Raw genomic sequence first — 21,654 nt, forward strand, 5'->3', positions numbered from 1 at the left:
TCACGGAATTCCCCGACCACCGGCCCGCAGTTTTCGATCTTGACAGATTACGTTCTGGCGTGATCACATGCTGGTCATTTGACGGCCCCTGTGCTGTCCAGAGCGCTCTTCGACGACCACAGAGGGACAGGGGGCACCTCGTGCGGCCAGAGGACGATTTCACCCGGCGTGCCGGAGCGCTGCTGCGCGCCGCCGCCAATGATCTCAAGCGGGACGACGAGAACGCCGAGCGTGAGCTCGGTCTGGAGAAGGGCTCGTTCGCGGAGTTCGCGGCCGGAACCCGGCCGGTGACCTGGGAGTTGATGCGGCGCGCGGCCGAGGTGTGGCCGCTGAACGAGCGGGATCTGCTGCCCGGCCACGACGACTGCCCGGCCGGTGTACGCATCACCCGGCACAAGGAGTCCGTGGCGAGCGGGCGGGTGCTCAGCCGGGGCGGGGAGCCGTACTACGAGTACCGGGACACCGCGATGTCCCGGATCGCCTCCTACCGCCCCGAGTGGATCCGGATGCTGCGGGTGGTCGAGGACGACGACCCGGACAACCCTCTTGTCCAGTGGAATCGCGGCCATCTTCTGTACCAGTTCACGTACTTCATCGGTCCGGTCAACTACTACTACCGGTGGAACGGCGTCTCGCACTGCGTCCCCATGGACACCGGCGACTCCGTGTGGGGGCTGCCCTTCGCGCCGCACTCCTTCACCTCCCGGTCGAAGACCGAGCCCGCCTGCATCCTCGCCCTGACCTACGGCGGCTCCCTGCTCGGCGACGCCCAGCGCGAACTGGCGGTCCTGGGCAACGCCACGACCCGGGCCCTCGCGGTCCCGCTGGAGGGGGCGGCGCACCGGCCGGGGGCGATGATCCGGTCCTTCATGGACGCGGGCGCGGTCACGGTGGCCGAGCTCGCCGACCGTACGGGCCTCGCGCGGGAGCGCGCCGAGGAGCTGGCCGGGGGCGCCGTATCCCCCGAGCCCGAGGAACTCGACCTGCTGGCGGTCGCGTTGGGCGTGTCCGTACGCGATCTGCTGCCGCCGCGCACCGGGACGGCCGACGGGGTGTCCCTTCAGTTCGCCCGGGACGCCCGCAGCTGGGTGTGGCCCGACGAGGGCGCACCGGCCTACCGGATGACCCGGCTCGCCGGCGACCCCCTGCATCCGCACACGTCCGCCCTCCAGGTCGACGTCCTCGCGGACGGCGCCGAGCGGTCGGCGCCGCTGACCACGTACCAGCACCAGTACCTGTACGTCCTCGGTGCCGAACCGGTCTCGCTGAGCTGGGAGTTCGGGGGGCGGCGCGTCGAGGAGACGCTCGCGCCGGGCGACTCGGCGTACGTGCGGCCGCAGGTGCCGGTCACGTTCGCGGCGGCCGAGGAGGGGCGGCAGGCCCAGATCCTGCTGCTGCGGATCTCCGGGTCGGTCACTCCGGAGGTGCGGTACGCGGTGGGCACCATGGCGGCGGGCGGCGTCGACCGGTACGTGGCCGAGGACCGGCTGTGGTACAGCTGACCGCCGCCCGGTGCGGCCACCGGCCCGCCGCGGGCCCGGGGACGTGCCGATGAGCGAGTCGCTGCTCGCCCTCCAGGAGCGCCCGGCGCTCCCGGAGACGCTGTCCGCGGATCTCCAGCCGCTGCCCGGGCATCCGGCCGCCTATCTGGGCGAGGGCGCGGCGGCGCGGCTGGGCTCGGTGATCGAGGCGCTCGGCGGCCGCCGGGTGCTGTTCGTGCACGGCCCCACGTCCTACCGGCGCTCCGGTGTCGGGGAGTTGGTGGAGAGATGGGCGGGCCGGTACCGGGTCGAGCACTTCGACGGGGTGCGGCCCAACCCGCGGATCGCGCAGGTCCGGGAGGGGGTGGCGCTGGCCCGGCGGTTCGGCCCGGACGTGGTGGTGGGGGTCGGCGGCGGCAGCAGCCTGGACGTGGCCAAGGCGGTCGCGGTGCTCGGCGCGCAACCGGCCGACCCGCTGGACTGTCTGCGCGACCCCGGCCTGGTGACCCGGCCGCGGTCCGCCGCGCTCGTACTGCTGCCCACCACCGCGGGATCCGGCAGTGAGATGACCCGGTTCGCCACCGTGTACGTCGAGGGCCGCAAGCACTCCCTGGATCTCGCCCAGGCCCGCGCGGACCTCGTCCTCGTGGATCCCCGGCTCACCTCCTCGCTGCCCCGCCGGGACTCCGTCGCCAGCGGCCTGGACGCGCTGGCGCAGGCCGTCGAGTCGTACTGGTCGGTCTCGGCCGACGCCGGCTCCCGGGCGCTGGCCCGCGCCGCCCTGGAACGGCTGCTCCCGCCGCTCGCGCACGCCGCCAGGACGGGCTCCTTCACCGATCCGGGCGTCCGTACCGGTCTGGCCCACGGCGCCTCGCTGGCCGGTGCCGCGATCGACCTCACGCGGACGACGGCGGCCCACGCGCTGTCGTACGAGCTGACCGCGCGTCTCGGTCTGGCCCATGGCACCGCGGTCGCGCTGCACCTGGACTGGCTGATGGCCCGGCATGCCGCGCTGACCGAGGCCGAGTGCCGGCACCCGGAGGGCGCGCCGGGGGTGCGGCGGCGGGTGGAGACCGTCCAGCGGCTCGCCGAGGAGGCCACCGGCGGGAGTGTGGAGCTGCTGGTACGGCGGCTGCTGACCCTCGGTGGGCAGCCGGCCGGGCTGCGGGAGCTGGCCCTTCCCGCGCGGAGCTGGCGGCAGCCGCTGACCGCCGCGCTCGCCTCGAACCGGGCAGGGAACAACCCGTGCGTCCTCACCGAGGACGACGTCCTTCGCTTCCTCGTCTGAATCCGATCGTTCCCGCCGTCAAGGAGGAACCCCTGTGTCCCGACCCCGCGTGCTCTACACCGACCCGCCGTGGCTGGTCGAGGACGGCCGCCCCGATCCCGCGCTGGCCACCGTGGAGCGCGACGTGCTCGGCCCCGACGTGGAGTTGGTCTTCGGACCGCACGACGGCACGAAGTACCTGACCACCGACGCGCAGATGCTGGAGCGGGCGGCCGGGATCGATGTGCTCGTGGTCTACCGCACCCAGGTGACCGAGGAGTTGCTCGACGCGGCCGGCAAGGGCCTGAAGGTGGTGGTCCGCCAGGGCGTCGGCGTCGACAACCTCAACGCCGCCCTGCTCACGGACCGCGGGCTGCCCGCCTACAACGTGCCCGACTACTGCGTGGACGAGGTCTCCACCCACACGGCCGCGCTGGCCCTCGCCCTGGAACGGCAGGTGGTGCCGCAGCACCGGACGCTCGTGGGCGGCACCTTCGACATCTACGCGGGCGGCACCCCGCACCGCACCAACCGCCGCACCCTGGGCATCGTGGGCTTCGGCCGGATCGGCCGGGCGGTCGCGCGCCGCCTCGGCGCCTTCTACGGCCGGGTCCTGGTGTACGACCCGTACGTGGGCCGCGATCTCGCCGAGGGGTACGGCGCGCTCGCCGTCGACACCCTGGAGGAGCTGCTGGCCCAGTCCGACCTGGTCACCCTGCACTGCCCGCTGACCCCGGAGACCGAGTCGCTGATCGACGAGGCGGCGCTGCGCCACATGAGGCCGGGCGCCTATCTGGTCAACGCGGCCCGGGGCAGACTGGTGGATCCCGAGGGCCTGCACCGGGCGCTGGACGGAGGCTGGATCGCGGGGGCCGGACTGGATGTCTTCTCCCCCGAGAACCCGCACCAGGACCCCCGCTGGCACCCGGTCCTCGCGCATCCCTCGGTGGTCGTGACGAGCCACCGGGCGTTCCTCTCCGAGGAGGCCGAGGCCAGCAGCCGGCGCCGGGTCGCCGAACTGGTCCGCGCGGCGCTGGAGGGGCGTACGCACGGGCTGGTCGGAAGGGTGACCCCGGCGGATTCCGGTCGCTGAGAACGGAGTCGTGCCGGGCCCGGTTCGACGGGCCCGGCACGACGTCCGGGGCGCACCGTCAACCGGCCCGGTACGCCATCTGGTTCACGCCGTCCACGGATGCCGCCAGTCCTCAGGGGCCACGGCGCACCCGTGGTCGTCGCGCCAGGAGGTGAGCTCGACGGGGGCCGGGCGGGGCGTGTCGGCGGGGTCGTCGGCGAGTGCAACGGTCCACAGCGGGACCAGGCGCGCCCCGCGCTTGACCTTCGCCGAGTAGGCACCGATGCCCAAGTGCAGTGCGGTCAGGCCCCGTTCGCTCATGTAGTCGATGGGCAGGTAGTAGCACAGGCCGTAGTACTCGTAGGCGCCGCGCAGTGCCGTGTAGTCGAAGCCGGTGGCGCGGGCGTAGAGCGTGCCGCGCCACTCGTACATGACGGAGACGCCGATGAGCCGGCCGGCCCGGCGCGCGGTGAACACCACGGACCGGTCGTCCAGGGTGGCCGCCTGGTCGGCGAAGGTGCGGTGGATCTCCGCCGCGCCGGTCGAATGCCCGTACTTCGCCTGGAGGTTGGCCAGCAGCGGGACCGCCTCCTCCAGGCACTCCCCGAGCCGCTGCCGGCCCAGCTCGTACCCGGCGGCCAGGAAGCGGGCGTACTCGCTCTTGAGGGCGATCCGGCGGCGGCTGACCAGCGTGCCGCAGTAGTCCGCGAAGTCCGCTCCCCCGGTGTGCAGGGTGGCGTCACCGCAGTCGAAGTCGACGGCGGCCCCGCGCCGGTGCAGGGCCGCCGCCGTGCGGTTGGTGGCGAACAGGAACAACGAGCCCGTGCGGGAAGCGGGGTTGAGCCTCGCCCGCGCGTCCAGCAGCAGATCGAGGACGGCGTCGGCGTACTCCGCCGCCCTCGGTATCCCGCAGCTGTAGCCCCGGTGCGAGCCCGCGACCCCCCACTCGCCGCCCGCGCCCATCTGGTCCAGGCGCGGCTTACGGGCGTAGAACTTGTTGTGCTCGTGCTCGATCTCGTACAGCGGCAGCCCGCCCACCAGCCGGTCGCCCGCGTAGGCGAGGAGGTAGGTCACCGCGGCGCCGCTCTCGCGTTCCACCGCGCGCAACCAGCCGTGGGAGAGGTAGAAGCCCTCGGGTTCGGCGAGGGTGTCCCAGTCCTCGGCGGCCACCTTGTCCAGGGTGGTCGCGGTCTCCAGTCGAAGACCGCCCGGGGTGTGGTGCATCGCGTCCTCCGCCTCGGCTGCACGGGATCGATCGGGGGGAACAGGTGGGCCGGCGCCCCGGGTCACGGACGGGCGCGCACCGCGTCCACCAGGGCACGGGCGGCCCGGACCACGTCCTCGCCGGAGCGGGCCAGCGCGAGGCGGACCTGGCGCACGCCGTCCTGCGGCCGGTCCCAGTGGAAGGGGCCGCAGGGCAGGACATGGGTGCCGCGCCGCACCAGCTCGTCGTAGAGGGCGACGGCGTCCGGGCCGTCCTCGGGCAGGGTCACCCGGGCCACGCTGATCCGGGCGTCGGGGTCGGTGAGCCGCACCGGGCCGCCGTCGAGGACCTCGGCCAGGGCGCGCCGGTTGCGGGCGATCAGGCCGTGCAGTTCGGCGTAGCCGCCGCGCTCGGCGTCCTGCGCGAACCGGGTCAGCATCAGCAGCACGAGCGGCGACACGGACAGGAGCACATCGCTGAAGTACTCCAGCAGCGGCAGGTCGGTGTGCTCGCCCCAGGCCAGGAAGCCCGCCTTCAGCTCCAGGGTGGGCCACAGCTTGCCGGTGTCCTCGATGACCACCCACTGCGCGCCCGACTCCTCCAGGATCGCGTAGGTGTCGTACTGCGCCCGCTCGTCCTGCGCGCGGAAGCAGGTGTCCATGGCCAGGACGCGGCCGGTGCGGGCGCAGAAGGCCGCGAGGCGGCGCAGTCCGTCCTCCGACAGGACCCAGCCGGTGGGGTTGTTGGGCGTGGTGACGAACACCGCGCCCACCTCGTCCGGGAGTTCGGGTTCGCCGCCCGCCAACTCGGCCTCGGGCACGGGCAGCAGCTTCAGGCCCCGGCCCCTGAGCAGGTCCGGGATGTTGTCGAAGGTGGGGTGCACCAGGGCGATCGTGTCCGTGCGGTGCGCGAGCGCGCGGGCGGTGATGTCCATCGCGACGGACGAGGAGTAGCAGCTGACCAGCCGGCCGGTGCCGATGGGCGCCCGGTGCTGGCCGATGCCGTGCAGGAACGTCTGCTGGGCCTCGGCCTCGATCTCCTCGAAGACCCGCTTCTCGGCCTCGTCGAAGAGGGCCGGCAGGCTGTCCACGATGGCGCGCTGCGCGGTGGTGAGCGGCATCCGGGGATGCCCGTCGGACACATTGAGGCCGCCGACCAGCGCGTCGGTCTCCATGGAGGTCAGATTGCGGCGGTCCGGCTCGGCGCCGGATGGGATGTGCGCGGTGGTGCCGGTCGTGCTGGCCATCAGTGTTCCTCCCCCGTCTCGGCCGCCCGCGTCCGGCCGGAGCGCAGCGCGACCTGTCCCAGCAGTTCGAATGCGACCACGGACGCGGCGTGGCTGGTGATGTCCGCGTGGTCGTACGGCGGCGCGACCTCGACGATGTCCAGGCCCCGGTAGTTCAGCGGCCCCAACGCCCGTATGTAGCGCAGGGTTTGATAAGAGGTCGGCCCGCCCACCTCGGGCGTGCCGGTGCCCGGCGCGTACGCCGGGTCGATGAAGTCGATGTCGAAGGAGACCATCACCGGGCGGTCGCCGACCCGCTCGCGCACCCTGCGTCCGAACTCCTCGGGTGTGAGGTCCACCAGTTCGTCCCAGCCGATGACGTCGTAGCCGAGCGCCTTGCCCGAGTCGACGTCGTCGGGGTGCACCGAGCCTCGCATGCCGACCTGGACGCTGGTGTGCGGGTCGACCACGCCCTCCTCCACACCGCGCCGGAACATCGTGCCGTGGAAGTGCTTGACGCCGTAGTAGTCGTCCAGGACGTCCCCGTGCGCGTCGAAGTGGACGACGCTGACCGGCCCGAGATGGCGGGCCATGGCGCGCATCTCCGCCATGACCAGGCTGTGGTCGCCGCCGAGCAGCAGCGGCACGATGCCCCGCTCGTACAGCGGGGCCAGGAAGTCCTCCAGTCGCTGAAGGGTCAGCTCGTGGTAGCCGGGGACCACGGGCGCGTCGCCCGCGTCGACCATGGACAGGACCCGGGTGACGTCCACACCGGTGGCCGGGTTGTGGTCGCGCAGCAGGATGCTGGCCGCGCGGATCGCCTCGGGTCCGAAGCGGGCCCCGGACCGGTAGGAGACCGCCGAGTCGGTGGGCACGCCGACGACCGCCACGTCGATACGGCCCTCGGCGGTCAGGGGGTCGTCCACCCAGGGCAGCCGCATGAAGGTGCGCGGGCCGGACGCGATACGCGGTTTGGTCATGCTGTCCCGCGGGCGGTAGTGCTCGCTCACGCGTCGGCCTTCCGCAGCACCCAGCCCACGCAGAAACCGGTGGAGTCCATCGCCGGGTCGGTGGTGTCGTAGGCGTCGATCCGCAGCCCGCACTCGGTGAACAGCTTCTCCCACCACTGCCTGGACTCCAGGCGCTGGCTGGTGAAGGGGTGCATCAGCAGATAGGCGTTGTAGTACGCCTGCGCCAGCGGCTGGGACATCGCCGCGCGGTCGGCCGACTTCAGGTCGATGTCGATGACGGCCAGGGTGAGTTCGGGCGATTCGCTGAACAGCTTGGTGAGCATGCGGCGCACGCCCTCCTCGCCCTCCTGCCCCAGCACCTCGTGGATCACGAAGGCGTAGACGGCGAGGTCGGGCTTGTCCTCGGTGTTCTCGATCCACCGGACCGCGTCGACCTGCTCGATGGTCACCCGGTCCGCGGTGGGCTGCCCGGCCACCCAGGCGCGCGCGGCGGCGGCGCCGTCGGCGTCCGGCTCGATGCCGACGGCCGTCATCTGTGGGTAGTCCGCGCACAGTTCGGTCAGATAGACGCCGCTGCCGCAGCCGAGGTCGACCAGCCGCCGGTAGTCGCGGCCGTCCTCGGCGAGCAGCTTGCGCAGCAGCGGCAGCGAGTCGTGCATGCTGATGCCGCAGCTGCCGCTGCCTACGTAGCCGCCGCGCCGGGGGGCCGGTCCGGTGCCCTCGGCCAGATGGTCGCCGAGCGCCAGGAACGTCTGGCCGTAGCCGCCGACCATCATCTCGTACCAGGGGCGCGCCTCCTCGTAGGCGCGGGCGAGGTCGGTGAGGGTGAGCACGCCGTCCGCGGAGCGGTCGAGCAGCCCGGCGGCGACCCAGTAGTCGGCCATGGCGGCAAGGCGCGCCCGGTCCAGCTTCTTCGCGCCGGCCAGGGCGTCGACGGTGGTGCCGGCCGCGAACTCCTCCTGGAGGCCGGACTGCTGGAGGGTGAAGATCATGGTGCTGAGGACGTAGCCCCTGAACGGTTCAAGGGCACGTACGAGGTGGGACTCGCGAATGGGCATGGCGATCCAATCGGTGTCGGTACCTACGCGGTACGGCGGCGGACCGGGTGCTCCCGGCGCCGGAGGTCAGCCGTCGAGGCCGTCCAGCACGGGGCTGTCGACGGAGCGGCCGGCTGCGAAGATGTCGTAGAACTTGGCCTGGAACGTCTCGGGCGGGCCGAGGAAGAGCCGTTCGTAGAGGACTTGGCGGGTGCCGAAGCGGTTCATGGTGAGGTCGGCGGCGGCGCGCAGCAGCCTGCCGTGCGCCAGACCGTCGACGCCGGCGCCGGTGAAGTAGGTCCGCATGAAGGCGTGCCCGGCCGATTCGGGGTCCTCGTCGGCGGTGACGGGGTGCATCACCAGGCCGCTGCTGGCAATCGCCTGGAGCAGCTCGATCGCGCGGGGGTAGAGCCGGGCGTTGAGCATCCCGGACGCGGCGAGGGGCACCGGGTCGCAGACATGCTGGCCGAACCCGTCGGGCCGGGTACCGGTCTCGGCGGAGACCACGAGACCCCTCAACGTCTCGACGATACCCCCGAGTTCACCCAGCTGCTGGCGCACCAGCGGCTGCCGGTCGCGGCCGCTGACCTTGGCGCAGCGGGCGGCCAGGTCGTACACGGTCTCCGCCTTGATCCAGGCGCGGACCGCGGACTGGTGCCAGGCGTAGGAGGTCATGCCGGTGCCGGGGCGCAGGTTGTTGGCGGCGGCCACGTCGCCGTGGATGAAGACGCGGTCCCAGGGGATCAGCACGTCGTCGAAGTGGCAGACCGCGTCCAGCTCGTCGAAGCGGCCGGCGAGCGGCCCGTCCCCGGCGGGGGTCGAGGCGTACGACGGCCGGGAGTACAGGGTGAGTCCTGGCGTGGCGACCGGGACGGCGAAGCACAGGGCCTGGTCGGTCTCGTTCTCACCGAGCGGGCGGAACGGGTAGACGACCAGGTCGTCGGCGAACGGGGAGAGCGTGGCGAGCATCTTGGCGCCGCGTACGACGACTCCCTCGTCGGTGGTGCGGATCGCGCGCAGCGCCTGCACCTCGCCGTTCGGGCCGGGGCCGAGGTGGCGGTCGGCGGGCGGGTCGCTGATGGCGTGGGTGAGCAGGAGGTTGGCGGAGCGGGCGTGCCGCCAGTAGGCGCGGACGTGCTCGGCGTAGGGGCCGAAGTGGTCGGCGGCGCCGGCCCAGGCGGTGAGGACGGTGGCGACGAAGTCGGGGCTGCGCCCCATCAGTCCGCCGCTGAGCCGGGCGATCCGGGCGAAGGCCCGGCCCCGCGCGCGCACCTCGTCGCCCGAGTGGGCCAGGGAGTAGGCGAGGGGGTGCCCGTCGGGTCCGGTCAGCTCGCCGTCCGGGCGGTGCTCGTCGAGCAGCTCCGCGAGGAAGGCGGCCATGCGCTCGGTCCTCGGGTCATGGGCCAGGTCGGCGACCGGTTCGCCCGCGAGGTACACCCGTCGGCCGTCGGCGAGGCCGTCCAGGTACGACGTGCCGGTCCGGCCTGCGTTCGGCGGTGCGGTACTGGTGGCCATGCGTTCTCCAAGCTCCGGGCTGATGGACGGGGGGACGATCCTCTTGGGTTCAGGCACCGCCGGCGGCCGGGCCGCCGGGGCTCACGCGCCGCACCACGCCGCCGTGGCCGCGGTCCGTACGTCGGCGGCCAGGACGTCCGGGTCGGTGTGCCACAGCAGCACCGAGACGCCGAGGGCTCCCGAGGCACCGGTGTGGGTTCGCTGAGCGGCCCGGCGGATGTGCACGAGATGCTTGCTCGTCGTCTCGGGGGTGTGCCGGTACCGCTCGCCCGGCATGACGGGGATCCACACCCACGCGGCCTGGACGCCCGTGGGCTGCGGCTCCGGGACGGGCAGGTCGGCCTGGAGGGCGAGGTTGGCCTCCTCCAGGTTCAACCCCGCGTGCAGGCCGGCCAGTTCGGAGACCAGGGCGCCGGGCGCTCGCCCCGCGACCTCCACCACGACCAGTTCGCCGTCACCGTTGACCGAGAACTCCGTGTGGACGACGAAGGCTCCCTCGGCGCCGAGGGCGGCGACCACGGCGCGGTTCAACTCATGGGCGCGGCGGGACAGTTCGCTGTCGTACGGGACGGTCCAGCCGCCGAGCCTGCGGCCGTCGGGCAGGTCGAGCAGCGGGCCGAGATAGGTGCCGGTCTGCACCGGGGTGGGCACGCCGTCGCGGACCAGGCTGTTGACGTGGTGGAAGGTGCCGTCCAGGAACTCCTCGACCTGCCAGCCCTGTTCACCCCGGTGCCCGGCGAGCCAGTCCCGCAGTTCGGGCTCCGTGCGCAGGATGGCGACACCACGGGAGTTGGCCTCCCGACGGGGCTTGACGACGGCCGGCAGGCCGATGGTCCCGGTGACCAGGGCGAGTCCGGCCCCCGGTTCCGGTACCCCTTCGGTGAGGGCGAGGAAGCGCGGCACGCGCACACCGGCCGCGGCAAGGCGCTCCTTCATCAGCACCTTGTCGATGTAGTGCGCGGGCCGGGCCGGGTGGCGTACGGGCAGCCCGAACTCGGCGCGCAGTTCGGCACAACCGATGAGGCAGTACTCGTCATTGGTGACGATCTGCACCGCACGGCCCCCGGCGAGCCGCCGGATCTCCGCGGCCCAGGTGTCGCGCGGCGCCCGGTGGACGGCCGGTGCCCCGCCCGGCGCGTCCTCGCGCATCACCGCGTCGGCCCCGCCGTCGGCGTCGGTGAGGACGACGGTCTCCCAGCGCGCCGGGTCGAACGTGGCCGCGGGGTCGGTGGTGAGGGGCTGCCGGGAGTGCAGAAGCACCGCCAGGGGGCGCGGGTCGGCCGCTTCCGAGGGACGGTGACGGGTGGGGGAACTGGTCATGATCGGCCTGTCGTGTCGGCGCCGTTGCGGGGGGTGGGGGTGGTCGGGGGGTGGATGCCGGTGATGGGGGCGCGGGTGGTCGCGGTGGGGGTGCCGGTCACGACCGGCCCGGCGTCAGGAGGGCGCGCACGGCGGCTCGGGCGCGTCTCCCGGTCGTCGGCGGCACGAGACCGGGGATGACGGCGTCGAGGGCGCGGGCGTCCGGCATGGGGGCACTGGGGGCGGGGGCGGCGGGCGCGGGGGCGCCGGGAGCGGAGACGGCGGGCACGGGGGCGCCCGGAGCAGGCGCGCCGGGCGCGGGGACAGCGGGCACGGGAACGCCCGGAGCGGAGACATCCGAGATGCCGGGGGCATGCGAGATGCCGGGGGCGTGCGAGGAGTGAGGGTCGGCCGAGGAGTCGGCGGTCGCCGAGGGGTCGGGAGCCGCCGAGGAGTCGGCGGCGGCCAGCGTCGCCCAGATCGTGGCGAAGTCGTCGGCGAACGCCGCGTCGCTGTCACGGCTGCGCCATGCCACATGCGGGGAGAGCCGTACGGTGGGCAGCGACCGCAGCGGATGCCCGGTCGGCAGGGGTTCCGGGTCGGTGACGTCCAGGGTGGCGAACAGCCGCCCCGCCGCGCAGAGTTCGGTGAGCGCGTCCTGGTCGACGATGGCCGCGCGGGAGACGTTGACGAGATGCAGGCCCGGACGGGCCCGGCCGAGCGCGGCCCGGTCGAACAGGTGCCGGGTGCCCGCGGTCAGGGGCAGCGCCACCACCAGGTGGTCGGCGTCCAGGGCCCGGCCGAGGTCGGAGGTCTGATGGAAGGGGGAGCCCGGTGCGGGGCTGCGCCGCAGCACGGTCACCCGGGCGCCGAGCGCGTCGAGGACGGTGGCGAGGCGCTGTCCCACCGCGCCCCATCCGGCCACGGTGACCTCGGCACCCCACAGCCCCGTCCCGCCCCCCGTGCTGGCTCCCGCCGGGACCGGCGGGGCGTCCGGCGCCGGTGCCGAGCGGGTGTCCCGCTCCTGCCAGGGCGCGCCGCGCCGCCACTCATGGGTGAGCACGGCATGCAGGGCGTACTCGGCGAGCGGCGCCGCATAGCAGCGCCAGCTGCGGGTGAGCAGGGTGTCGGCGGGCCACTCGGCGAGGTCGATGAAGTCGGCGCCGGCGGAGGTGAGATGGACCCAGGACCAGCGGGCGGACCGCAGGACCTCGGCACGCCGGCCCGCGGACAGCTCGTGCGGGGCCATCAGCAGGACCCCGTCGCGCTCCGGGGCCTCCCGCCAGGGGCGGAGTTCCACCGAGGGGCCGAATGCCGACCGGAGCCGCGGAAGGGAAAGCCGCGAAAGTTCCCCGGTGAGAGCCGTGTGCACCACCGGCCCGACGGGGCTTGCAGACGTGCAGTCGCCGTCGATGATTCCCCCCAAGCCTATGGACCTGTCAAGACGCACGAGCTCCGGCCGTTATCACCGGGAGTTAAGCATCCCCGTTCGGCCGAGGCAAGCAATTAATCCGGCGGCGATTCACGGGGCACTGCGTATTGGTTGCCGCAGGATGCCGATGACGTTTCGGGGCCATTGGTACATACCGGGGGGTGTGTGACCTGGGTCACTGCGATGTGCCGTCGCTGCCTGGCTAATATGAAGTTCTGTCGGGGGACGGTGCTCCTTTCCTCTGCGCTGGGTTTCCCTCTGTTGAGGCGAAATCTCTGATGGGTTCCTGCAATGAACCATGTCGAGCGGAAGAGGGTGCGCCTTGCCGATCACGTTCGAGGTGCGAGCCGTGCCGTCCCTGACGGAGATCGCGGCGACCGAGTGGGACACCCTCGCCGCACCCGGGGGGTTGTACGCGTCGCACGCATGGCTCGGCTCGGTCGAGCGCGAGCCCGGAGCCGGCGTCGAGTACCTCCTCGCCCGGCGCGCCGACCAGCCCGGACGATTGGCCTGCGCCCTCCCGCTGTACGACGTGGAGACCGAGTACAACCCGTACTACGCACACCGCCGGCATCTCGATCTGCTGGGCCTGGACGGCAGTTGGACGCTCGCCGGGGCCCGCCGCGGATACCGGTACGAACTGCCCGCCGCCCCGGACACCGGCCCGGAGCTGGACGCGCTGCTCGCCGCGGCGCTGGAGCGGGCCGCCGCCCGCGGCGCACGCGGGCTGCTGTTCCCCTTCGCCACCACCCGCACCGCCCGGCTGCTGTGGGAGCGCGGCGCGGCGGTCGCCCTGGACGGTGCCGACGCGACGGTGACCACCGACGGCGCACCCTTCGACGAATACCTGCGGAAACTCAGCAGTAAACGGAGGATCGCCGTCCGTCACGAGTTCTCCACGTTCCGTGCCGCCGGGTATGAACTGGGCCTCGAAAAACTGGCGGACTGTTACACGGAGGCCGCACCCCTACTTGGGCAGATCCAGCGGAAATACGGCCATGAGGCGCATGACGAGGGAATGCGGGAATATCTCGCCGGACAGGCCGAAGCGCTCGGAAAATATTCCAGAGTCTTCACCGCCCGCCGTTCCGGACGACTCGTCGGATTCTCCCTCATGTATGAATTCGGCGACACGCTGTACGCGCGAGCGGTGGGTTTCGACTACGCGGAGACCGGAAAAGCCTTCGAGTATTACGCGCTCTGTTACTACCTGCCCGTCGAATACATGCACCGGCAGGGCCTGCGCAGGCTCCACCTCGGAATGGAGACGTACGAGGCGAAGCTGGCGCGCGGTGCCCGGCTCGGTCCGCTGTGGTCGGTCGCGCTGCCCGTGCCCGGCTCGCAGCTCCCCGAGAGAGAGCCGGCGGACACCTCCGAGTGGCCGCGCCGGTTCGGGCGGCGGGCACTGCCGGAGGAGGAGTGGCAGCAGCCGTGGGCCGCGCCCTGGGAAGGGTGCGGGGCGCCGGGCGCGCGGGAGGTGGCGCGGTGACGCCGCCCGCCCTGGTCGTGGACGGCGTGGGCCGTGACTACGTCGACCGGAAGAAGGTCGTCACCGCGCTGTCCGAGGTGTCCTTCACCGTCGGCCGCGGGGAGATCGTCGGCCTGCTGGGTGTCAACGGCGCCGGGAAGACCACCCTGTTGCGCATCATCGCCACCCTGCTGACGGCGACCCGGGGCAGGGTGCTGGTCGACGGTGTGGACGTGGCGGCCGATCCGCGGGCCGTCCGTACCCGGCTGTCCGTGGTCTTCGGCGGTGACCGGGGGCTCTACCCGCGGCTGTCCGCCCTGGACAACGCCATGCTGTTCGGCTCCCTGTCGGGCCTGCCGAGCAAGACTCTCGCCCCCGCGGCGCGCGACGCGCTCGCCTCGGTGGGACTGCTCGATGTGGCGGACCGCTCGGTCGGCGCGTTCAGCAAGGGCATGAAGCAGCGGCTGCATCTCGCGGTCGGCCTCATGGCCCGCCCGGCGCTGATGATGCTCGACGAGCCCACGGTGGGCCTGGACCCGCTGGAGACGGAGCGGCTGCGCTCCGTCGTCGCCAAGCTGCCCGAGGAGGGGGTGGGCGTCCTGCTCACCAGCCACAATCTCCAGGACATCGAGCGGCTGGCGTCGCGGGTGGTGATCCTGCGCGGCGGTGCCGTCAGCCACGATCTGCCGCTCGCCGCGCTGCTGGAGCAGAGCGGCGCCGCGACCACCGTCGTGGTCCTGTCCGACTCCCCCTGCCCGGTCTCGGCGGACGGGGACGGCCAATCCGGCATCCGGACCCTGTCCAGCGAGCGCGCGGGCGAAGAGGCGCTGTGGCGCACCGAGTTCGAGGTCGCCGAGTGGACCGCGGAGTCCCTGCGCGAGCTGTCCCGGCTGTGGCCCGCGGGCGCGATCAGGGACGTACGGGTCCAACCGGTCGGTCTGGAGCAGGTGTTCAGCCGGCTGGCGGGTCCCCGCACCGGGGAGGACGGATGATGTCGGGGTCCGGTCCGCGCGCCCACCTGTCCGTGCTGCGGCACACGATGGTCTTCCAGCTCCGCCAGCAGCACATCCTCAGCGCGGTGATTCCCGGCTGTGTGGTGCCGGCGGCGCTGTGCCTGGCCACCCTGCTCGCCCGCGGCCCGCACTCCCTGCTGACCGCCCGGCAGATCGAACTGGGCTGCGGCGTACTGGCGTTGTGGAGCTGCGCCATCTGGCAGACCGGTCTGATCCTGCGCGAGGAACTGGCACAGGGCACGCTGCCCGGCATCCTCACCCGGCGGACCGGCCTCGGCACGGTGCTGTTCGGCAAGACGCTCGGTACGGCCCTGCGCTGCGCCCTGCTGATCGCCGTGACCATCGGCTGCGTCGGCCTGCTCACCGGTGAGCCGCTGCGCATCGCCGACCCGGCCGTCTTCGTCCTGGCCGCCCTCGCCACGTTCGGCTCGGCCCTGGTCCTCGGCGCGCTGCTGAGCTGCCTGTTCCTGCTGACGCCCGCCGCCATGCGGATCGCGGAGGCGCTGGTCTACCCCATGTCGCTGCTCGGCGGCATGATCGTACCGATCCGGCTGCTGCCCGGCTGGCTGCGGCATGTGCCCGATGTGATCTCACTGCGCTGGGCGACCGAGGTGCTCACCGCCGCCGCGGAGGGCCGGGCGCAGAGCGCCGCCGCGTGGCTGTGTCTGTGTGCCACCACGGGCGGTTACGCGCTGCTGGCCCGCTGGGCGTTCCGCACGGTGCTGCACCGGGCCAGGGAACGAGGCACCCTTGCGCTCTCCTGAACGCCTGCGCGGGCTGACGACGGTCGCCGGGGCGGCCCGCCGCGACTATCTGGCCGTGTACGGGGTGAAGACCCTGATCGGCTCCACCGTGCCCCGGTCGGTGCTCCAGCCCCTGTTCCTCGCCTATCTCGGCTATCTCGCGGGCGGCCTCGCGGGGCGGCGGTTCGCGATCGTCGGCGCCTGTGTGCACGTCCTGTCGCTCGCGGCGGTCGTCAAGGCGGCCGACAGCATGACCGAGGACCTGGCCGCCGGCACCCTGTACCGGGTGCGGATCAGCGGGCCCGGACTGCCCCTGGTCCATCTCACCCGGTGCTGGATCTATGTCGTGGAGGCGGTGGTCTCGGCGCTGGTGGCGGTGGTCGGCGTGTGCGCCTTCTTCCAGGAGTGGCGGCTGATGGGCGCGCTGCTCCAGGGCTCCGGTCTGTTCGTGCTCACCGCGCTCAGCGCCACCGCGTTCGGCCTCGCCGTCGCCGCGGTCGCCGCCCTGCACCCCGCCTCCCCCGTCCTGACCAACCTCGCCGTGTACGCGCTGCTCGTGCTGTGCGGCATCATCGCGCCGACCGACCGGCTGGTCGCGCCCGTGCGCTGGGTGTCGCAGCTGCTGCCCCTCACCCATGGCGCCCAGTCGCTGCGGGCCCTGGCCGACGGCCGGCCCTGGGCGGCGCAGGCGGCCCTGGAGGCACTGGTCGGCGCCGTCTGGCTGATTGCCGGACTGATGCTGCTGCAGCGCAACGACCGCAGGGCGCGCCGCCTCGCGACGGACGGCGGCTGACGCCCCGTCTCTCGACCGGGCCGGCTCCGCCCCCACCTCATCGCTCTGGAAGGGAATGCGCATGGACGGCTCGACGGCCGAGGCCAGCGGTGCGATCCTGCGAGGCCCGGAACGGGACCGCCCGGCGCCCCACGGCGTGCCGGGGCTCGTCCGGGCCGTCTCCACCGCCGCGCCGGACGCCGTGGCGCTCGTCGACGCTTCGGGGTCGGTCACGTACGCCGAGCTGGAGGCCGCCTCCGACGCGGTCGCCCGGCTGTTGTCCGGGGCCGGTGGCCGCCCGGGGGACGTCGTGGCCGTCTGTGTGCCGCGCGGGCGCGCCCTGGTGTGCGCGCTGCTCGGCGCGTTGAAGGCGGGCCTGCCCTATCTGCCGCTGGCCCCGGAGGACCCGCGCGAGCGGCGGCTCGGCATTCTACGGCGCTCGGGGGCGCGGCTCGCGCTGGTCACCGGGGAGACGGCGGACAGCCTGGCCGGCGGCGAGGAGGACGCCGTACGGGTGCTGCGCCTGGACCCGGTGGATCTGGTGGGGCCGGTGCCCGCGGCGCCGCGGGTGCCGCTCCTCGATGTCGCCGACGACCACCCGGCCTACGTCCTGTTCACCTCCGGCTCCACCGGCGAGCCCAAGGGCGTCGTCGTCCCCTCCGGCGCCCTGTGCAACCGGCTGCTGTGGATGTGCGAGACGTACGGGTTCGGCCCCGCGGACCGGATTCTCCAGAAGACGCCCGCCACGTTCGACGTGTCCGGCTGGGAGCTGCTCGGCCCGCTGGTGTGCGGCGCCACCGAGGTGCTGATGCCTCCCGGCGCACACCGCGATCCGGGCGAGGTCATGGACCAGGTGGTCCGGCACGCCGTCACGGTCTGCCACTTCGTGCCGTCGATGCTGGCGGAGTTCCTGCGCTGGCCGGGTGTGGAGCGGTGTGTCTCGCTGCGCGCGGTCGTGTGCAGCGGGGAGGCCCTGACACCCGGTCTCGTACGACGCTTCCATGCCGTGCTCGACGCCGAGCTGCACAATCTGTACGGCCCGACGGAGGCGGCCATCGACGTCACGGCGTGGCAGTGTCCGCCGGACCCGGACACCGTGCTGATCGGCGGCCCCATCGACAACTGCACGCTGGTCGTCCTGGACGCGGAGCTGCGCCCGGTGCCGCGGGGCGAGGCAGGTCAACTCGCGATCGGCGGCGTCCCGTTGGCCCTCGGGTATCTGAACAGGCCCGACCTCACCGAGGCGGCGTTCGTGGCGGCACCCGCGTGGTGTCCGGTGCCCCGGCTCTATCTGACCGGCGATCTGGTGCGCAGGCGCGGCGACGCCCTGGAGTACCTGGGCCGTATGGACCACCAGGTGAAGATCCGCGGCCAGCGGGTGGAGCTGCGGGAGACCGAGGACGTGCTGCGGGACCTCGCGCCGGTGCGGGACGCCGCGGTGGTCGCGGCGCCGGGTCCGGACGGCGCGGCGACCGTGTGCGCGTTCGTCGTGCCCGCGCCGGGGACGGAGGCGGACGAGGCGCTGTGGCGCGGGCTGCGGGACCGGGTGGCCGCCGCGCTGCCCGAGGCGTTCGTGCCGGCGCTGTTCACCGCCGTCGGGGCAGTGCCGCTCACCGGCAGCGGCAAGCAGGACACCAAGGCGCTGCGGGCGCTGGCGGAGGAACGGCTGGCCGCGCCGGTCCAGCTCAGTGGTCCCGCCGACGATCTGGCCAACTGCTGGGCGGAGGCCACCGGTTCCCTGCCCGACGACGAGGGGCGCGGCTTCCTCGACGCGGGCGGGCACAGCCTGGCCGCGGCCCGGCTCGCCGGACGGATCCTCGGCAGGTGGGGCGTACGGCTGCCGCTGTCGGTGTTCCTGCGGGACAACGTGTCGCTCGCCGACCTGCGGGCCCGGCTGCCCGAGAGGGAGCTGGACCGCGCCCGGCCCACGCCCCCGGGGCCCGGCAGCGGTGACGGCCCGGCCGCCCCCGAGCAGCGGCGGCTGTGGCTCTGGCAGCAGGTGTTCCCGGACTGCCCGGCGTACAACGTGGTGGGGGTGCTGCGGGTGCGCGGCGCGCTCGACTCGGTCGTCCTGCGGGCGGCGTGCGGTGATCTGGTCGCCCGCCATGAGTCGTTGCGTACGGTCCTGGAGCCTTCCGGGGAGCCTCGGCGACGCGTCCTGGCGCCGGGCGGGCCCGAGTTGTTCACCGTGCGCACGCTCGGGGCCGTCACCGACGCGGTGGTACGGGACTTCGTCGCCGAGATCGCGGACGTGCCCTTCCCGCCCGACCGGCTTCCCCGGCTCGCGGTCGGGCTGCTCCGCCAAGAGGCCGATGACACCTCGTGGTTGGTGCTCAGTGTCGACCATCTGGTCAGCGACCAGCGCTCCCTGGACGTGCTTCAGCACGATCTCGCCGAGCTGTACGCGGCGCGGGTCGAGGGACGCCCCGCGCGGCTGCCGGAGCCGGTCGGGTTCGGCGCCGCGCTGGCCTCGGCGCCCGAGGAGGCGGGGGGCACCGGGACCGCCGAACGGCGGGCGGCCGACCGGGAGTTCTGGCGTTCCTGGCTCGACGGCGCCCCGCAGCGCCTCGGGCTGCCGCACGCCCGGCCGCGCACCGGGCTCCCGGACCACCGCGGGTCGGCGGCACTGGCCGATCTCGACGCGGGGACCAGCCGCCGTCTCGACGAGGTGTGCCGGGCGGAACGGGTCACCGTCGCCACCCTCGCCCTCGCCGCCTACGCCCGGGCCCTCACCGCCTGGACCGGGCAACGCGGTGTGCTCGTGGGCGTGCCGATGTCGGGGCGGGAGACGGACGAACAGCACGAGGCCGTCGGCTTCTTCATGCGTACCGTGCCCGTGCGCGTGGACGTGCCCGCGGATGCCGGGACGCGTGCGCTGCTCGGGCCGGTGGCCGAGGCGGTGCTCACCGCGGCCGATCATCTGGCGGTCACGTTCGACGAGATCGTGGCGGAGGTCGGCGCGGAGCGGTCCCCGCAGGAGAACCCGTTGTTCCAGGCGTGGTTCAACGATCTGACCCAGGCGGCGCCGCCCACCGCCCTCGGTGGCCACCCGGCCGTCGCCGAGGAACCCCCGGCCCGCTGGTCCCTGTTCGACCTCGGGCTCTACCTCTCACGCCGCCCCGACGGGGGCTACCGGCTGCGACTCGTCCACGCCACGGACTTCTGGGATGCGGACACGGCCGGGGACTTCCTCCAGGCGTGCCGGGAAGCCCTGTTGTCGGTGCTCGGCGAGTCCGAGGCGCCCGCCGCCTCGCTGACTCCGGCCCCCGAGCCCCGTCGTACCTGCTCCGACCTGGTCCGTGCCGTGCTGGCCCAGGCCGAGCGGGGGCCGGGGCGGCCCGCGCTGGTCGGGGCCGAGGAGACGGTCACGTACGCGGAACTGGCCGACCGGGTGCGCCGGGTCGGCGCCCTGGTACGGGAGCGGACCGAGCCGGGCCGGACCGTCGCGGTGCTGGCCCGCCGTACCGCGGGGCTCGCCGTGGCGCTGCTCGGCGCCTGGTACGCCGGGTGCCCGGTGCTGCTGGTGGACGCGGAGGCACCCGCGCCGTGGCGCCGGGAGGTGCTGGACGCGGCGGATGCCGCCCTGGTGCTGGGGACGGGCCCGGAGACGGTGCCGGGAGTGCCGTACGAGCGTGTCGACCGGCCCCTGTCGACACAACCGGGTGCCGGACAGCAGGAGTTCGCGCCGAACGCGCCCGGTCATCTCATCGTCACCTCCGGGACGTCGGGGAGCCCGGCGCCGGTGGTGCTGCCCGCCGACGCGCTGCCCGAGCCGCTGGCCTGGTACGCGGCCGAGCTGGGCCTGGGCGGCGACGATGTCTTCTGCCTGACGACACCGCCCGCCCACGACCCCGTACTGCGGACCCTGCTGCTGCCGCTGACCCTCGGCGCCCAGGTCCGGCTGCCGGGCCCCGGACAGGCGGAACGTCCGGATCACCACCTGGAGTTGCTGGCCGGGGCAGGTGCCACCGTGCTGCATCTGACGCCCTCGCAGGCCGGCATCCTCGCCGCCGTCGCCGGCGGCCGCGTCCTGCCCTCGGTGCGGGCCGTGGTGTTCCACGGCGAGCCCCTGCACGACACCCGCGCCGAGGAGACCGGCCGACTCGCCCCCGGAGCCGCCCTGTTCAACCTCTACGGCACCACCGAGACCCCGCAGGCCAGCAGCCTGCACCGGTGGACCCCGCAGGACGAACCGCGCGCCACCGTGCCCATCGGACGGGGCACCCCGTACCGCAGGCTGGAGATCGTCACCGCGTCGGGGCGCCCGGCACTCACCGGTGAGGTGGGGGAACTCGTCGTGACGGGAAGGGCCTTGTCCCCCGGCTATCTGAACGCACCCGGCCGACGGGCCGGTACGGACCTCGGGGACGGCCTGCGCCGGTACCCGACCGGGGATCTGGCCCGCCGCGACCGGCACGGTGCCGTGACCCTGGTGGGCCGTGCCGACCGGCAGGTCAACCTCGGTGGTCACCGGGTCGAACTGGACGCGGTGGAGGGTGCCGTGGCCCGGCTGCGCGGTGTCGAGCACTGTGCCGTGGCCATCGACCCGGACCACCCCGGGAGCCTTCTCGCCTGGGTCGCGGGCACCGCCCTCGGCGGCACCGACGAGCTGGCGGCCGAACTCGCCCGGACCCTGCCGCGCTGGCAGCACCCCGCGCACTGGATCCGGTTGTCCGCCCTCCCCCTGAACCGAAACGGCAAGGCCGACGTCCCGCATCTGCTGAGGGAGTTGAAGGGCAGACGCGGTGAGAGCCCCACCGACGCGCCCGGAAGCCCGGCGCTCGGCGCTGCGGCCGGGGAGCGCCGCGACCTCGCCCGGCTGATCACCGAGCGCGCCCGGAGCCTGTGCCCGCCCGGCCGCGAACTCACCCCCGACACCGTCTATTTCGACGCGGGCATGGTGTCGATGAGCCTGCTCCAGCTGTACCACCGGCTGGTCTCGGCGGACGGGCTCGCGCTCACCCTGGCGGACGTCTTCCGCTTCCCGACACCCCGGGCCCTCGCCGCCCACCTCGGCAGGGACACCACCACCATCACCCCACCCGTCCAGGCACCACGCCGCGAAGCGACGCCGCACTCGGCGGCCGACGAGCGCGACGCCCGCCGCGCGGTCCGCTCCGCTCTGCGCCGAGGGCGCCAGAACAAGCGCTGACCC

The 21,654-nt window shown here is 73.5% G+C and carries 15 protein-coding genes; 8 read left to right on the top strand and 7 right to left on the bottom strand.

What is annotated here, in order from left to right; translation table 11 throughout:
- Window positions 1-140 precede the first annotated feature (140 nt).
- Genes HEP81_RS08830 through HEP81_RS08840 form a run of 3 tightly spaced genes read left to right on the top strand, consistent with a single transcriptional unit; the run spans window position 141 to window position 3,841 of the window.
- Window positions 141-1,502, top strand: coding sequence for an AraC family transcriptional regulator (locus HEP81_RS08830; protein ID WP_037661448.1), 1,362 nt, complete (start codon window positions 141-143; stop codon window positions 1,500-1,502).
- A gap of 49 nt (window positions 1,503-1,551) precedes the next feature.
- A complete protein-coding gene (locus HEP81_RS08835) occupies window positions 1,552-2,769 on the top strand; it encodes a phosphonoacetaldehyde reductase (RefSeq protein ID WP_037661449.1) in 1,218 nt (405 codons plus the stop codon).
- Between the two features lie 34 nt (window positions 2,770-2,803).
- Window positions 2,804-3,841 (top strand): C-terminal binding protein, encoded by a 1,038-nt coding sequence (locus HEP81_RS08840; protein WP_198422740.1) that lies wholly within the window; start codon window positions 2,804-2,806, stop codon window positions 3,839-3,841.
- Between the two features lie 84 nt (window positions 3,842-3,925).
- Here the strand turns inward: HEP81_RS08840 and HEP81_RS08845 are convergent, their stop codons facing one another.
- The 7 genes from HEP81_RS08845 to HEP81_RS08875 all read right to left on the bottom strand — a co-directional run bounded on the left by HEP81_RS08845 (window position 3,926) and on the right by HEP81_RS08875 (window position 12,371).
- Window positions 3,926-5,044 carry a GNAT family N-acetyltransferase gene (locus HEP81_RS08845; protein WP_051850535.1) on the bottom strand — a complete coding sequence of 373 codons (1,119 nt, stop codon included), beginning with the start codon at window positions 5,042-5,044 and terminating at the stop codon, window positions 3,926-3,928.
- 62 nt (window positions 5,045-5,106) lie between these two features.
- Window positions 5,107-6,270, bottom strand: coding sequence for an aminotransferase class I/II-fold pyridoxal phosphate-dependent enzyme (locus HEP81_RS08850; RefSeq protein ID WP_051850536.1), 1,164 nt, complete (start codon window positions 6,268-6,270; stop codon window positions 5,107-5,109).
- On the bottom strand, window positions 6,270-7,259 hold the full coding sequence (speB, locus tag HEP81_RS08855) for an agmatinase (protein ID WP_198422741.1): 990 nt from the start codon (window positions 7,257-7,259) through the stop codon (window positions 6,270-6,272). The genes HEP81_RS08850 and speB overlap by 1 nt, the downstream gene beginning before the upstream one ends.
- Window positions 7,256-8,212, bottom strand: coding sequence for a methyltransferase domain-containing protein (locus HEP81_RS08860; RefSeq protein ID WP_051850537.1), 957 nt, complete (start codon window positions 8,210-8,212; stop codon window positions 7,256-7,258). The genes speB and HEP81_RS08860 overlap by 4 nt, the downstream gene beginning before the upstream one ends.
- 132 nt (window positions 8,213-8,344) lie before the next feature.
- Complete coding sequence (locus HEP81_RS08865; protein ID WP_051850538.1) at window positions 8,345-9,772, bottom strand: 4-hydroxyphenylacetate 3-hydroxylase N-terminal domain-containing protein; 1,428 nt, start codon at window positions 9,770-9,772, stop codon at window positions 8,345-8,347.
- Window positions 9,773-9,853: 81 nt separating this feature from the next.
- Window positions 9,854-11,092, bottom strand: a complete 1,239-nt coding sequence (locus HEP81_RS08870) for an ATP-grasp domain-containing protein (protein ID WP_037661456.1) — start codon at window positions 11,090-11,092, stop codon at window positions 9,854-9,856.
- A 97-nt stretch (window positions 11,093-11,189) separates the two neighbouring features.
- Complete coding sequence (locus tag HEP81_RS08875) at window positions 11,190-12,371, bottom strand: NAD(P)-dependent oxidoreductase (protein ID WP_190275971.1); 1,182 nt, start codon at window positions 12,369-12,371, stop codon at window positions 11,190-11,192.
- A gap of 481 nt (window positions 12,372-12,852) precedes the next feature.
- Here HEP81_RS08875 and HEP81_RS08880 point away from each other — a divergent pair, with 481 nt between their 5' ends.
- From HEP81_RS08880 to HEP81_RS08900, 5 genes are all read left to right on the top strand, one after another.
- Window positions 12,853-13,992 (top strand): GNAT family N-acetyltransferase, encoded by a 1,140-nt coding sequence (locus HEP81_RS08880; RefSeq protein WP_157854475.1) that lies wholly within the window; start codon window positions 12,853-12,855, stop codon window positions 13,990-13,992.
- Window positions 13,989-14,963, top strand: coding sequence for an ABC transporter ATP-binding protein (locus tag HEP81_RS08885; RefSeq protein ID WP_157854477.1), 975 nt, complete (start codon window positions 13,989-13,991; stop codon window positions 14,961-14,963). Before HEP81_RS08880 ends, HEP81_RS08885 begins: the two co-directional genes overlap by 4 nt.
- Window positions 14,960-15,748, top strand: coding sequence for an ABC transporter permease (locus HEP81_RS08890; RefSeq protein WP_078967471.1), 789 nt, complete (start codon window positions 14,960-14,962; stop codon window positions 15,746-15,748). Before HEP81_RS08885 ends, HEP81_RS08890 begins: the two co-directional genes overlap by 4 nt.
- Entirely contained in the window at window positions 15,735-16,520 is a 786-nt protein-coding gene (locus HEP81_RS08895; protein WP_037657855.1) for an ABC transporter permease, read from the top strand. Before HEP81_RS08890 ends, HEP81_RS08895 begins: the two co-directional genes overlap by 14 nt.
- A gap of 61 nt (window positions 16,521-16,581) precedes the next feature.
- Window positions 16,582-21,651, top strand: a complete 5,070-nt coding sequence (locus HEP81_RS08900) for a non-ribosomal peptide synthetase (protein ID WP_167739857.1) — start codon at window positions 16,582-16,584, stop codon at window positions 21,649-21,651.
- Window positions 21,652-21,654: the final 3 nt, after the last annotated feature.

It is taken from the genome of Streptomyces griseofuscus, assembly GCF_014673495.1.
Classification (GTDB): Bacteria; Actinomycetota; Actinomycetes; order Streptomycetales; family Streptomycetaceae; genus Streptomyces; species Streptomyces murinus.